Here is a 13,153-nt window from a genome sequence, read left to right as displayed (position 1 = left end):
AAAGGGATACGGACATGATGCCGGGTCAGTAGATCCTGGCGGCGTTGACTTCCGGTATCGGCGGCTCGATTTAGACCGTCGGTTCGCGAACAACCGGGACTATCCGTTTTGAAGTTGCAGGAGCGTGTTGGGGCGCATTGGCATTTTTCCGGCAGCGTATGCTGCCTGGACGCCTATTTTACTGGCAGTTCTATTAAAATGACCGAGGACTAGGGTCCCGCCATTATTTTCTCATAATTTTGTTTAATTGGAAAAATACTGTAATTCTCGTTTTTTGGGGGTTGTCCGCTTCGAATACCGCGTATATAACAGCGCGACCGTTGCCAGCGAAGTAGAATCATTTTTGATTTTGCGGCACGCAAGTATCTATCTATTTAAGATACTGTATGCGTTAAGCAGCTTGCGTGGCTTCAAGAGAGATATTTCCAATTCGGATGAACATGGGTGAGATATGACTGATAGTCCAGTAGATGCGAACCTTATTGACCTTACGGCTGATATTGTGTCCGCGTATGTAAGCAACAACACTGTTGCTTCGACGGACCTGCCGAACTTGATCAATGAAGTTTATGGCGCATTGCAGCGGACCTCTACCGCAGCTCAGGAGCCTGAGCCGGAGCCGTTGAAGCCTGCCGTGCCCGTCAAGAAGTCGGTCATGCCCGACTACATCATCTGCCTGGAAGACGGAAAGAAGTTCAAGTCGTTGAAGCGTCACCTGCGCACCCATTACGACATGACTCCGGAAGAATACCGGGAGAAGTGGGACCTCGGTCCGGACTATCCGATGGTCGCGCCGAACTACGCAGCTGCCCGTTCCGAGCTCGCCAAGAAGATGGGCCTGGGCCAGCAGCGCAAGCGCTCCAAGTAATCGGCTGACCGGAAAGGCTACTTTCCGGCAATCTGCGAGTGAAACAAGAGCTGCCCGCTTGTCGGGCAGCTTTTTTATTAGCTGGTAGCGAGCGGGGGGCTGCCGCTGATCCGCAGCTAGACGGGCCGCAGCTTGCCGGCCGCAGCTTGACGGGATGCTCAGGCTGCCGCCAGGGCCTCGCGGGCATCGGACTGGATTCGCGCCACCATGGATTTGAGGCCATTGGACCGTTGCGGCGTCAGGTGCTCCTTCAAGCCGAGCTTGGCGAAGATGCCATCCACATCGGTATCGAGGATTTCCTGCGCCGTTTTGCCCGAGTAAAGGGCAAGGACCACGGCAACCAGTCCCTGAACGATCAGGGCATCGCTGTCGCCGTCATAGGTGATGACCGGCGCCCCGGGCGCTGATCGGCTGATGTTGGTCACGAGCCAGACCTGAGACACGCAGCCGCGTACCTTGTTGGCGTCGTTCTTTTGCTCTTCGGGCAGACCCGGGAGCTCTTTTCCAAGATCGATCAGGTACTTGTAACGGTCTTCCCAATCGTCGAGGAATTCGAAGGTCTCAAGGATGTCGTCAAGGGATGTGGTCATGGCCCGCCAGCAAAAACAGAGAATATGAGAGTCATATAGCTTGGCAGGGGGGCGATTTAAACCTGTGCGGTGCAGCAGGCACCAAAAGTTCTGTCCTTCAGGCCGATCGAAAAGCTGCTAGCCGGGGGGCAGTCGGGGGAACCGCGAAACCGGGAAGGAAAAGACGCCGCAGGTGAGTTGGGCAGCTGATCACCTGCGGCGCGGCGGCATATACCGCCTAAGTAGAGCCGTCGGTCCGGTCCGGAAAGGGCCTGATGGCCACTGCCGGTCCGGGCAAGCGGGGGCGCAAACAGCCGTTCATTCGTCCCGGAAGCGACCGGGGGCGAATAACGGCCCCGTGGTCAGGTTCGAGAACCTGCCCGCGGGTTGGGCCGAGGAACCGGCCCAATCACGGTCTCCTTTGCGGAGACGTTTTTACCGTGACCCTGCCAGGGCTGGGTCAGATCCTGCGCGGTCAGGGTGCCACTCGAGATAGCACCCGTGATGAGGTCGTTGTTCGATTCCGTGCGGGGGTGGTCGACAGCGTCCTTCTCTGCGATCTGGGTATCCAGAAACTCGTACACGATCCGCGCGCCATCCCTGGCGCGTGCGCCGATCATCGCAATGGCATCACCGCCGGTCTCACAGGCCTGCGGATTGCGGCTGCAGAAGCCGCCGATATCGCTGACCGCCGCCGACGCTGCGGAATAGGCCGCAATCGGATCGACTTTGGTTGTCTCGCTTTCGTCCTTGCCGGATCCGAGCGGGATCAGAACCAGGACGAGAGTTAGCCAAAAGGCCGTTCTCAGTAGAAAGAACATGCTGCTACCCATTTAGTGTTCGTTCGCTTCTTGCGAGCTCGCCTACCAGGACGGCACGCTTTTGTTATGGCTTGCACTGTAACAGCTACATTGAAACGCCCTGTTTCGAAGCGCGGGCGCTTTTTCATCAAATGAAACAGGTGTTTGAGGCAAATTTTCGGAAAAAATGATTCAAATTTTATCCTTTGACCGCCAAGTTCCCGTGTGCCCACATTTTTTTCCGGAAATGTCCCTCGAAGACTTATCCTTTATCGTTCCTTAAGTGGTCGGCTGGAAAATAAAGTCTCAGACAGGGTTCTAATTCGGCCGCGTATCAGGCCTGGCAGTAGTGTAGTGCGTAACTTTCTGATCCAGCTCTCAGACGTGTTGAAAGATCTCTACGGACAGTTGGATGGATTCCTCCATCCCTCCGTAAGCGATGATCCATGGCAGCGGCCGCGCCACAAGGCGTTTCTGGCCAGTTGCTTCCTGAGCGGTACGGCAGCTCTGGTTGTTCTGCCGCTGCATTTGGCCCTGGCAGGGCCGACATCTCTGGGCCTGACGTTTCTCCTGGCCTTCATGCTCGGCCAATGGCCGTTGGCGCTCTATCTCATTCAGTCGGGCAACCTGGAGCGGGCTTACGGGCTGTCATCGGCCCTGTTTGCCGCATTCCTGACCGGACTTTGCGCAATCACTGGCGGTTTGTCCTCCTTTGCGCTTGTCTGGTTTGCAGTGGTGCCCATGGAAGCGGCGCTGTCTGGGACGCGCCGAATCATACTGGCCGTATGTACCGCTTGTGCCGGCTTCCTGACGCTTCTGGCTTTCCTTCCCGAATTCCCGGCTTTCAGCGGGGTTTCTGAGCCCGGCGCCATGCTTCTTTCCGCTCTTGCGGCCTGTATCTATATGACAGTCCTTGCCTTGCGCCTTGCGTTCGAACAGCGCCGGGCGCGGGCAATGATCGCGGCTGGAGAAGGCCGCTGGCGGCAACTCAACGACAGCACGCAGGAAATCACCTGCCTCTGCCTGGCTGACGGCACGGTCAAGGTTCTCGGCGGTCCTCTGGAGGATCTGCTGGGCCTGACGCAGCGCCAGATTTCCGGCGATTGGCTTTTTCAGCGCCTGCTTGTTTCCGACCGGCCGCTTTATCTGACCGCTTTGGCCGAAGCCCGGGCAGGGACCGCGCCGGTTCACCTTGAAGTGCGCCTGAGGAAAGGCGGCAATCGTCCGGGTGAGGAAGGCCTGGCCGAATATGTCCCGATGGATCTGCAGATCAGAAAGCCGGCATCGGCAAGCAACACCGCTGTGCAGGCGGAGACGGAAAACCTGGTCCTGACCTTGAAAGAAGGGCGGCCGGCGCACAGCGCCAAAGCAGCCGAAAACGAACACGATAGCGGAACCGGCGACCGCTGGTCCGGGAATATCGCTGACCTGGAAGCGCCTCTTGCCGATATCGTCAACTATGCGGACCTGCTGCGCAAATCCGCGCAAGCGAGAACCGATTGGGCGCAGGGGTGCGAATATGCGGACCTGATTCACCGCTCCGGCGTGGAAATGCTGCAAACGGTGCAAAAGCGGGACGGCGCGGTTCGTCTCGCGGCCGGTGCGGGAGCGCTTTCGATCGAACCGGTCGACCTGGAAGGAATACTGGAAAGCTGCCGGGCAATGCTTACGCCTGTAGCTGACGGCCGGAATGTCATCCTGGACATGTGCGGCGATTTCGAATTGCCGCCGGTGCCGGCTGACCGGAAAACGCTTCGCCAGATCACACTGGACCTCATGACCTTTGCCATCCAGTCGGCCGTGCCGGACGGAACGGTTCTGATAACCGGGCAGCGTGAACCTGGGGCGGTCCTGATTGAGCTCTTGGTCACCCACAAGGATGAGGAACCGGTCTACGGACCGCAGGATTTCAGGGCCTTGCGCGGTCAGAGTACCGCAGGAACCCTCAGGAAACGCGCCGACAGTGAGGATCTTGCCATCGCCGACGGGCTTGCCCGGCTCCATGGCGGAAGCCTTTCCTGCGAGACCGGTGCAAAGGGTGGACTGGTCATCAGTCTCAGGTTGCCGACCGGAGCCGCCAGGAGCCGCGCGCAAACCCTGATTGCCCAGGCACGGGATGTCCCGCGCTCCCGGGCGAGCCGGTGACGGAGCCGATCTCATGAGCCGGAAACGCCGTCAGCAGGACCATGAAGAAGAAAGTTCCATGACCGGTCGCGTCGGAGGCATTGCCCGCGACAACCCGGTTGCTGCGGGCGGTATGGTTGTTATGGCACTGACCGGGTGTCTGATCGTGGCCAACGCCATTGGCCTGCAGTCGGGTCGCCATCCCGCACCCTTGTTCATGACGCGGGACTGGGCCAATGACACGCCGGCGATGATAGAGCCGGAAGGCCGCCGCGGGGTGGTTATGCCGCAGGCCTCCCAGCTCGTGCTCGATCTGCAGACGGCTCTGCGCCGCCAGGACCTCTATAACGGCCCGCTGGACGGAATCAACGGTCCGGCAACCGAACAGGCCATCCGCATGTATGAGCGTGCGCAGGGGCAGGTTGAAACCGGTGAACCGACGGAAGCCTTGCTGGCACGCATTACGTTGCAGGGAGCTGCGCCGACATCGACCGCAATTCCGGTTCCACGGAAAAAGCCGACAGCCGGAGGAGGCGAGGTCCTGGAAACGGTGAAAACCGATGCGGTAGGGTCAGATCCGGCAGGGGGCGATCCCTCGGCGGATCCGCAGATTATCCAGATCCAGAAACTGCTTTCGGATCTCGGCTACGGCCCCTTGCAGGCTGATGGCGTCATGGGCGAGAATACGGAAATTGCGATCAAGCGCTTCCAGCTCAACTGGGATCTGCCGATTACCGGTAAGGTGTCGCCGGACCTCGTCTCCCGTCTGGAAAGCGTTAGCGGCCGCAGGATCGGAGGCTGATCCGCCATACCGGCGGATGCCATCCGTGGTTCGGAACACAAGGGCTGCATGCGCGTCACATCCGATTTCTTCGTAAGCGCCCTGGTGCGCAAGACCTTCACGGGCAATGGCTTCGCCGCCGTCGCCAAACGCGGATCCCCCGAAGCCGGTGCGATCTTCATTGTCGTGGACCGGCTCGACGGAACCTTCGACTTTTACGGGCCGGCGCCGCAGGCGATGTTTTCAGACCAGCCCCAGGGCCGGTTGTTCGAAAAAATCCTGGAACGAACAGACAGAACCGGGATCGACGACCGCCTAGCCCGCGAAGCGCGCATGGACCCGGATTACTGGGTGGTCGACATCGAGGCCCGGGACGGGGCCGTCGATCTGCCTCTGGCTGACGACGAGCCGGAGCAGGACAGGGAAGATCCGGCGAAGGGACTGTTCAAGTTCTGAACGCAGAACAGCAAAGTTGGCCGGTAAGCCAAATCGTTGCTAGTGTTCGTTCATATGAAATGACGCACTGGGACCGCGGATCGATGCCTTTGGCCCGGCGTGTCATGTGTACCGGAAGCTGCGAATGGAAATCCAGGGATTCATCGGCGAAGTCCTGTACTGGGTGCGGGCGCTGCTCGATTATCTGCTGACGCCCTGGTTCTTCTACCAGGCGGCCATTATTGCGGTGCTGTTTCTGGCGGCGAGGGTTCTGAGCTGGCGTATCGAGCCGAAGCTGGAAGAACGCGCACGCCTGATCAAGGGCAATCCCGGTCTGCTGCGGGTCGTGATCGCGCTGCTGCGGCGCATCGACTGGATCCTGTTTTCCTTCTTTCTCTTCATCGCGCTCACCGTCATGCGCAGCGTCACCTGGCCGAGCCGCAGCCATTTCATTGCGATCACACTCTCCCTGTCGTTCGCCTGGCTGTTCGTCTCCGTTCTGTCGCGCGTGATCCGCAATCGCCTGCTGGCGCGCGTGCTCAGCTGGCTGGCGTGGATTTGTGCCGCTCTGGTCATTCTGGACCTCGACGACGAAGCCGTGATCTTTCTCGACAGTCTTGGATTGACCATCGGCCAGATGCGTCTGTCGGTCCTGCTGGTCCTGAAGGCGGCCCTGTTCCTGTTCCTGGCGGTCTGGCTTGCCGTGGGCGTCGGCCGTTTTCTCGACAATCAGGTTCAGAAATCCGACGAACTGACACCGTCGATCCGCGTCCTGATCGGCAAGGTCGTCAAGATCGGCCTGATCCTGCTTGCCGGAATGGTCGCCCTGTCCTCGGTCGGCATCGACCTGACCGCGCTGACGGTGTTTTCCGGTGCGGTCGGCCTCGGGCTCGGCTTCGGCTTGCAGAAGGTGATCTCCAACTTCATCTCCGGCATCATCATCCTGCTCGACAAGTCGATCAAACCCGGGGATACGATTTCACTGGAAGGGACCTTCGGCTGGATCCGGGAATTGCGGGCGCGATTTGTCTCCGTTGTCACCCGTGACGGCCGCGAATACCTGATTCCCAACGAGGACTTCATCACCCACCGGGTGATCAATTGGTCGTTCAGCGATGAACTGGTGCGCCTCGATGTGAATTTCGGCGTCTCCTACGACTCCGATCCCCACGAGGTCAGCGCGCTGGCGATTGCCGCTGCCAGGGCTGTGGAGCGGGTGGAGGATGACCGGACCCCGGTCTGCTGGCTAACCGGTTTCGGCGATTCCTCCCTCGATTTCGTTCTGCGCTTCTGGATCGACGATCCTCAGAAAGGCCTGACCAATGTCCGCGGCCAGGTGCTTCTCGCCCTGTGGGACACCTTCAAGGAAAACGGCATCAATATTCCTTACCCGCACCGCGAGATCATCATGAAGGAGACCGCGTCGCTCGATGGATCGAAATCCTGATCGGCCGGAAGGGGCCGCTTACGCCCGCTTTTTGAACTCCGCCACGGTCCCGGTGTCTTCCCGGACCGTCTCCCCGCGCCGGCGTCGCTTTCGGGACGACACCTTTCCGCTTTGCATCCTGGTAGACCGGCTTGGAACTGTCCGCCGGAAGGCCGAGGGTTTCGCTGGCGACCCAGCGGCGCACCATCAGGCGGGCGGCGCCGTCGCTGATGTTCGAGGCGATCTGCACCAGGCGCCGGATCTCGGCAAGGGAGTGGGTCTGGCCGATCAGGCGGATCAGCAGCGATGCGGTCCGGGTCTCGTCGAAGCCAAGCGCCTTGAAGGCGATGGCAAGTGCTTCGCCCCCGTCTTCGGAGAGCATGCGGGAGGCGGTCGCTTCCGGCAGGCCGAGGGTATAGGAGAGATCGGTTGCAAATTGAGCGGACGATCCGGTCATGGCCGTCTTTTCCAGCATGTCCAGGAGGTGTGCCTTGAACACCGGTCTGGGCGCTCGGCCCGGTCCGCGGCTTGCCATTTCCACGAGACTGGCCAGTTCGGCGCCGGCGATGGCCTCGGCTTTCAGCTCACATGTCAGATACAGGAAGTTCGACATCAGCCGGTCGGCGCTCAGATGACCCCGGGCGGCCAGGTCTTCCCCCAGTTCCGCCATGATCTCTCCGCGGCTTTCGAAGGCTTCGAGAAGTTGCTGCTCGAGAGAAACGTCATCGCGCTCCATGAGCATGCGGATAACGTCGGGGCCTCCGTGGGTGGCGAGGGTGCGAACAAGCGATTCGCTCAAGCTGGTCCTGTCCGCGATGGCCTTGCGCAGGCTGTCCGGTCCCCGTTCGGCCTGCATGATGAGGATATCCTCAGGTATCGCCGGGGCATGGCGAAGCACGGGGTAGGATGTCAGCGGATCGCGGTCGCCGGCAAGCCGGGCAAGGATGTTGTCGGGCGTATCGGGATGGCGGACCAGAAGGCAGGCGATCCGGCGTCTGTCCCGGTCGGATGTCAGCGGTAGAAGGTTTTCGCTAAGTTCTTGAAAAACAGTTATTTCTTTGCGGTCGTGCTTCTCGATGCTGACGAAAAGCTCCACCGCGCTGAGCAGCAGGTCCTCACCTGGTGCAGAGGCGGACCTTGCGCGTCGATGATCGGGAGATTGAGGCTCTGCCTCAAAAAGAAACGGCTCGTGTTTCATGGCACTCGTCTACGCACAACAAAATGACAAGTCAGCCTTCCGGCTCTGTTTCCCAAAATTAGAATGAAAGCGTTAGCATCCTGTTAACCCTGAGGAACTCCTAATTGTTTTGTCAGGAGTAATGCGTCGCCCGTTTGACCATGCCGGCTCCAGTAAACGCCGGCTCGGAACAGAAGGAGTAGACGATGGGCACCTTGTTGGATTTCGCGTCCGCGCCGAGGCCCGCTTCGCGCGTCGGACCCCATCGAAACAGCGCCGGCTCGTCCAGGCCGGAACAGCGCGGGGAGGTTATCCTCTTTCCCGGTGTGCGTTACGAGAGGTTGGCACTTGATCTGTCGGCGCGAATCGGGACCATCGGTCATAAGGCCGGACCTGCCGTTCCAGATCGCGACTAGCGGATAACAAGTCTCCGGCTGACATCAGGCTGTAGTGGCCAAGGTCCGGAGACCGCCCGATGGGCATGAACAATATGGGCCAGGCGGGGTCTGCGCGCCTGACGAAGCGGGTGCCGGTCAGGCCCGGGCTCACACGCTGTGCCCATGTCACGGCAGCGCTTCTGTGTGCACTCGGCGCCGGCTGTACCCGGCCGACAGGAGATTTCGACCGGGCTCGACCGTCAGTCATCCATGACAGGGTCATGCCTGAGGTCGGCGAACTGGCGGCACGCAATCGCGGCGACCCGGTTTCCAAATTCAATTACACCAATGACGAAAAGCTGCTGCGGGACCGCGGCTGGACCCTGATCCGTCCTCCGTGGACGAAGGACTGGATCGGCGGAACGGTCGTGGAGCTGGCGCGCACGCGCGTCCTTCCTGAGGTGGAGGGCCGTGTTCCGCCTGACCTCTATTACATCTTTCTGAGATCCGACAGGTTCAAGTCCAGCGATGCCCGCTACGATCGGATCACCGCCGATGCCAAGGGCGATACCAAGCTGGTCTGGCCGTTCTGCGAGGTCGCACTCAGGGTCACGAATGCCGACAGGGAGCGCATTCGAGCCCTGGAAGCCAAGAGGCTGACGACCGAGGAACTCTACGCGGGCGCCAAGGCGCGGGTCTGGGAAAACCAGGTGATGATCAAGTGGGTCGGCCAGGCCCTTAGGTACCGGATCAAGGCCTACCGGACCGCGCTCGACAGCCTGGAGATCGAAACCCCGTCCGGCGACCGTCTCTGGCAGGTCAACACGGCCATCAAGAAGATGGAAACCCAGGTGATCCTGGCCGAAAAAGGCTGCCCGCCCGACAACCGGAGCGCTCTGGAGAAGAATCCGAAGAGGTCCAGGATCTACACCGGCTGGGGCACCGAACGTCCGCCGCAGGTGAAGTAGCGAACTGGACCGGTCTTATTTCAGCAGTCCGCAGCTTGCTGCCTGGAGCGCCTTGCCGACCTTCTTCGCCTCGCTGGGATGAGGCACATAGGCGCGCAGCAGGGCGAACCCTTCCGTGTCTTCCGTTTCGATCACGATCAGTTCGTCCAGGTTTTCCGGCGGATTCTCGCGCAGGATCGACAATTGTTCCGTTGTCAGGACCAGCATGGACAGGGTTTCGGAACCGGCGGTGCGGTTGTTCAGGCTGTAGACGGTGTCGCCGCGTGTATTGAACAGACCCATCGACCAGAACGGCACCGGGATGCTGGCATTGAACAGAACCGGCCCGTCATCGAGCTGGTACCGGCACAGGGCGTGTTTCATGGCCGGATCGAGGCCCGGTAGGGGCTCGGCGCCGGGAACCACGTCCGGCAGCAGGTTGAACGCGCGATCCGGGCCGAACCTGGCCGCGTTGCTGTAGGCGCTGTGGGTGGCGTTTTGCGGAATCGTCAGCACCACAAGAATATGGACGACGGCAGCAAGAGAGAGGACCGCCAGGAGGCCGACGATCAGTTTTCCCGAAACGCCCCGACGGGCTCCGCGGAACCTGGCAAAACCGGGCAGGGGGGCATTCGGTCGAGGCAGGCGGGACGAGATCATAGGCAGTCGATCCTGTCGATGACGGGCATGGCAACCCCCTTGAGCGCGGAGCCGGTCGAGACCGGTGCATCGTAAAGCCTCAGATTGAACCGCAGTCCTTCAGCACTGAAGGGGGATGCGGCGAGCGGCAGCCAGTTGCCGGGTTGGGGTGTGGTGGACGCAATGACCTCGAACTCCCCGTCCGGTTCGCGCAGCAGTTGCCGGCTGGTGAGATTGCTTCTCCCCGGCATGGTTTCCACCAGCCGCCCGGAGCCGTTGGTTGCCGTCAGGGTCCACAGGCGTGCGGTAGGTGTCTGACCGTGAATACGGTAACGGCACATGGGCAGCAGCGTATCGCCCGCGCTGTCCGTGCGGGCGACCAGGTCCACACCTTCCCCGGACGCGAGCGGGATCTTTGCTCCCCGCGTGTAGATGGCGACGGAATAGGGATCGGCTTCCGCCGTTCCCGCGTAAGGATAGGTCTCCCATGGGCCGATCCGGACCGCCATCAGCGGGCGTTCCCGTTCGATGATGAAATAGGCGGAGGAAATCCCGATCAGCGAGCCCGAAAACAGGACCAGGGCAACGATCGCCAGCGCCCTCAAGGGCCGCGGACGTTGTGGCCTCAGGATCGGCGGCAGGTCGGTTTCGTACCAGTCCGCCTCGCCGAATTGCTTCAAGGGAGCCGTCATTGCACGACCGCCACGCTGGTTGTCGGACGGGATGCCTTTTGCGGTTCGCTGACGGTTGCCACCGGCTCGAGCGCCTTCAGTTCCTTGCCTATACTTTCGAGAAATTCCTGGGTTTCCCGGGTCAGAAGCCGCGGCTGGACGCGTGTGTCTTCGTCTTCGTTCGCCTTTGCGACCGGAATGCGTTTCAGGCTCTCCGCGTCCACGCCGGGCATCGGCGTCAATTCGACATTCTCATGGGCGTAGGCCATTAATTTCTGCCAGGCCATGGCCGGGAGGCTGCCGCCGGTGACCCTGCGGGTGGAGGTGAAATCATCGTTGCCCATCCAGACGGCGGCGGTGAAGTTGCCGGTATAACCGACGAACCAGGCGTCCCTGTAGGCGGACGTGGTGCCGGTCTTGCCGGCGGCCACGACACCATCGATCCGGGCTCTGCGGCCGGTGCCTGCCTCGACCACATTGACCAGGATTTCGTTCATCTCCGCAACCTTGTCGGCCGGCAGCACCCGCTTGGGCGCCGGTTCGTCACGGTCATGGTCATAGAGCACTTCGCCCTTGGTGTTCTTCACCTCAAGGATCGTATAGGGCGTCGCCTTGTAGCCGCCGTTGGCGAAAACGGAGTAGGCGCCTGCCATGTCGATGACCGAGACTTCTGACGACCCGATCGGCAGCGTCACCACATTTTCCAGTTCGTGGCTCAGGCCCATTGCATAGGCTGTCTCAATGATCTTTTCCCGGCCGATAGCCTGGGCCAGGCGCACCGGGACGACGTTTATCGACTTGGTCAGCGCCAGTTTCAGGTTCACCGCGCCGCGATAGCTGCGGCCGTAATTGCGCGGGCACCAGTTACCGATGCATAGCGGCGCGTCCGGCACGATGCTGTCCTTGGTGTAGCCGTTCATGAAGGCGGTGATATAGACGAAAGGCTTGAACGACGATCCGGGCTGGCGCAGGGCATAAACGGCCCGGTTGAACTGGCTTTCGCCATAAGATTGCCCGCCGACCATCGCGACCACAGCACCGTCCGTCTGCATGGCGACCATGGCCGACTCGCCGACATCGCGAGCCTTGCCGTTTTCCCTGAGGACCGATTCCACGGCGAGATCCGCCTGTTTCTGCAAGGCGGGATCAAGCGTGGTCCTGACGGTGACGATCCGGTCCCGTGCCAGGGCGGGATGGCTGCGGGCGAGTTTCTTCACCTCCTCCAGTCCCCAGTCGAGGAAATATTCCGGCAGCTGCTCCTTGCTCCGGTCCACGGCAAGGGCAGGGTGGCGCCTGGCCCCGATCACCTGTCCCTCGGTCAACAGACTGGCCTGGACCATATTGGTCAGAACCTCGTTGGCGCGGGCGCGCGCCGCCGGCAGGTTGATGTGCGGTGCGTATTTGGCAGGTGCCTTGTAGAGCCCGGCCAGCATTGCGCTTTCCGCGAGCGTCAATTCTCGGACATTCTTGTTGAAATAGAATTCGGACGCGGCTGCCACGCCGAACACGCCGCCACCCATATAGGCCCGGTCGAGATAGAGCTTCAGGATATCCTGCTTGGTAAGTTTCGCCTCCAGCCAGAGCGCCAGGTAGGCCTCCTTGATCTTGCGGGCGAGTGTCCGTTCGTTGGACAGGAAAAGGTTCTTGGCAAGCTGCTGGGTAATCGTCGACCCGCCCTGGACGACGCCGCCTGCCCGGGCGTTCTCCACCATGGCGCGGAAGGTGCCCATGACGTCGATGCCGATATGGGAGAAGAAACGCCGGTCCTCGGTGGCAAGTGTCGCCTTGATCAGGCTGTCGGGAATTTCGTCCAGCGGGACCGTATCGTTGAGGACAATGCCGCGCTTGCCGATCTCCTTGCCGAAGCGGTCGAGGAAGGTCACGGCGAAATCGTCCGTCGTGCGCCAGTCCGAATGGCGTGTAGCCTCCATTGCCGGCTGGGCGAACGCGAGCATGACCACCAGCCCGGCCAGACCGTAGGTGAGACCGTCACAGGCCAGTTCGTTCAATGCGCGCCAGATGCCGCGCGCGCGGAACCGGCGCAGGAAGACGTCATAGCGCTCATAGCCGCGGCGGAGGGTGGTCAGAAAGTGCCAGAGAAAGGTGTCGACCCAGGCATCCGCCGACAGGAAAAACATCGATAGCGACCGTCTGCGTGACGGCCTTGCCGGGTCCGGCAGGCTGTTTTCCTGGCGACGTTCGCCAGGACGCACTTCCGGAGCCGGCGTTCCGTCGGGCAGTTCTTTTCCGGACTTGTCGTCGCTTGCCATCGGATCCTGCTTGCTGGCGCCATGGTATCAATGTTAGGTCGCGCCCAAGGTTTTACCGTAAAGGAACTA

At 60.9% G+C, this 13,153-nt stretch carries 12 protein-coding genes; 6 read left to right on the top strand and 6 right to left on the bottom strand.

The annotated features are described in order from the left end of the window. The first annotated feature begins 451 nt into the window (after window positions 1–451). Entirely contained in the window at window positions 452–868 is a 417-nt protein-coding gene (locus ABIN98_RS25920) for a MucR family transcriptional regulator (RefSeq protein WP_346898524.1), read from the top strand. Window positions 869–1,026: 158 nt separating this feature from the next. Here ABIN98_RS25920 and ABIN98_RS25915 read toward each other — a convergent pair whose 3' ends face one another. Then, complete coding sequence (locus ABIN98_RS25915; RefSeq protein WP_346914622.1) at window positions 1,027–1,458, bottom strand: SufE family protein; 432 nt, start codon at window positions 1,456–1,458, stop codon at window positions 1,027–1,029. A 341-nt stretch (window positions 1,459–1,799) separates the two neighbouring features. Next, complete coding sequence (locus ABIN98_RS25910) at window positions 1,800–2,258, bottom strand: DUF5330 domain-containing protein (protein ID WP_346914620.1); 459 nt, start codon at window positions 2,256–2,258, stop codon at window positions 1,800–1,802. Between the two features lie 333 nt (window positions 2,259–2,591). Here ABIN98_RS25910 and ABIN98_RS25905 point away from each other — a divergent pair, with 333 nt between their 5' ends. The 4 genes from ABIN98_RS25905 to ABIN98_RS25890 all read left to right on the top strand — a co-directional run bounded on the left by ABIN98_RS25905 (window position 2,592) and on the right by ABIN98_RS25890 (window position 7,024). After that, complete coding sequence (locus ABIN98_RS25905; RefSeq protein WP_346914618.1) at window positions 2,592–4,382, top strand: HAMP domain-containing sensor histidine kinase; 1,791 nt, start codon at window positions 2,592–2,594, stop codon at window positions 4,380–4,382. Window positions 4,383–4,395: 13 nt separating this feature from the next. Then, window positions 4,396–5,163, top strand: coding sequence for a peptidoglycan-binding domain-containing protein (locus ABIN98_RS25900; RefSeq protein WP_346914616.1), 768 nt, complete (start codon window positions 4,396–4,398; stop codon window positions 5,161–5,163). Between the two features lie 48 nt (window positions 5,164–5,211). Next, entirely contained in the window at window positions 5,212–5,598 is a 387-nt protein-coding gene (locus ABIN98_RS25895; RefSeq protein WP_346914614.1) for a DUF1491 family protein, read from the top strand. Window positions 5,599–5,722: 124 nt separating this feature from the next. After that, window positions 5,723–7,024, top strand: a complete 1,302-nt coding sequence (locus tag ABIN98_RS25890) for a mechanosensitive ion channel domain-containing protein (RefSeq protein ID WP_346914612.1) — start codon at window positions 5,723–5,725, stop codon at window positions 7,022–7,024. Here the strand turns inward: ABIN98_RS25890 and ABIN98_RS25885 are convergent. Continuing rightward, window positions 6,984–8,201: a DUF2336 domain-containing protein gene (locus tag ABIN98_RS25885; protein ID WP_346914610.1), complete on the bottom strand. Its 1,218-nt coding sequence runs from the start codon at window positions 8,199–8,201 to the stop codon at window positions 6,984–6,986. The genes ABIN98_RS25890 and ABIN98_RS25885 overlap by 41 nt on opposite strands. 454 nt (window positions 8,202–8,655) lie before the next feature. Between ABIN98_RS25885 and ABIN98_RS25880 the strand changes: the two genes are divergently transcribed. Next, window positions 8,656–9,525 (top strand): hypothetical protein, encoded by an 870-nt coding sequence (locus tag ABIN98_RS25880; RefSeq protein ID WP_346914608.1) that lies wholly within the window; start codon window positions 8,656–8,658, stop codon window positions 9,523–9,525. Between the two features lie 15 nt (window positions 9,526–9,540). Here ABIN98_RS25880 and ABIN98_RS25875 read toward each other — a convergent pair whose 3' ends face one another. The 3 genes from ABIN98_RS25875 to ABIN98_RS25865 are packed head-to-tail and all read right to left on the bottom strand — an operon-like array spanning window position 9,541 to window position 13,084. After that, window positions 9,541–10,164: a hypothetical protein gene (locus ABIN98_RS25875; protein ID WP_346914606.1), complete on the bottom strand. Its 624-nt coding sequence runs from the start codon at window positions 10,162–10,164 to the stop codon at window positions 9,541–9,543. Continuing rightward, window positions 10,161–10,835 carry a DUF1214 domain-containing protein gene (locus ABIN98_RS25870; protein WP_346914604.1) on the bottom strand — a complete coding sequence of 225 codons (675 nt, stop codon included), beginning with the start codon at window positions 10,833–10,835 and terminating at the stop codon, window positions 10,161–10,163. The genes ABIN98_RS25875 and ABIN98_RS25870 overlap by 4 nt, the downstream gene beginning before the upstream one ends. Further along, entirely contained in the window at window positions 10,832–13,084 is a 2,253-nt protein-coding gene (locus ABIN98_RS25865) for a PBP1A family penicillin-binding protein (protein WP_346914602.1), read from the bottom strand. The genes ABIN98_RS25870 and ABIN98_RS25865 overlap by 4 nt, the downstream gene beginning before the upstream one ends. Between the last annotated feature and the right edge of the window lie 69 nt (window positions 13,085–13,153).

The organism is uncultured Roseibium sp., from assembly GCF_963675095.2.
Classification (GTDB): domain Bacteria; phylum Pseudomonadota; class Alphaproteobacteria; order Rhizobiales; family Stappiaceae; genus Roseibium.
This window is presented reverse-complemented; position numbering and strand designations above follow the sequence as displayed.

Bases quoted from the DNA above. Each gene is read 5' to 3' on its own strand.
- ABIN98_RS25870 (WP_346914604.1), bottom strand. From the start codon at position 10,835: ATGACGGCTCCCTTGAAGCAATTCGGCGAGGCGGACTGGTACGAAACC.
- ABIN98_RS25915 (WP_346914622.1), bottom strand. From the start codon at position 1,458: ATGACCACATCCCTTGACGACATCCTTGAGACCTTCGAATTCCTCGAC.
- ABIN98_RS25885 (WP_346914610.1), bottom strand. From the start codon at position 8,201: ATGAAACACGAGCCGTTTCTTTTTGAGGCAGAGCCTCAATCTCCCGAT.
- ABIN98_RS25865 (WP_346914602.1), bottom strand. From the start codon at position 13,084: ATGGCAAGCGACGACAAGTCCGGAAAAGAACTGCCCGACGGAACGCCG.
- ABIN98_RS25890 (WP_346914612.1), top strand. From the start codon at position 5,723: ATGGAAATCCAGGGATTCATCGGCGAAGTCCTGTACTGGGTGCGGGCG.
- ABIN98_RS25910 (WP_346914620.1), bottom strand. From the start codon at position 2,258: ATGTTCTTTCTACTGAGAACGGCCTTTTGGCTAACTCTCGTCCTGGTT.
- ABIN98_RS25900 (WP_346914616.1), top strand. From the start codon at position 4,396: ATGAGCCGGAAACGCCGTCAGCAGGACCATGAAGAAGAAAGTTCCATG.
- ABIN98_RS25880 (WP_346914608.1), top strand. From the start codon at position 8,656: ATGGGCATGAACAATATGGGCCAGGCGGGGTCTGCGCGCCTGACGAAG.
- ABIN98_RS25920 (WP_346898524.1), top strand. From the start codon at position 452: ATGACTGATAGTCCAGTAGATGCGAACCTTATTGACCTTACGGCTGAT.
- ABIN98_RS25875 (WP_346914606.1), bottom strand. From the start codon at position 10,164: ATGATCTCGTCCCGCCTGCCTCGACCGAATGCCCCCCTGCCCGGTTTT.
- ABIN98_RS25895 (WP_346914614.1), top strand. From the start codon at position 5,212: ATGCGCGTCACATCCGATTTCTTCGTAAGCGCCCTGGTGCGCAAGACC.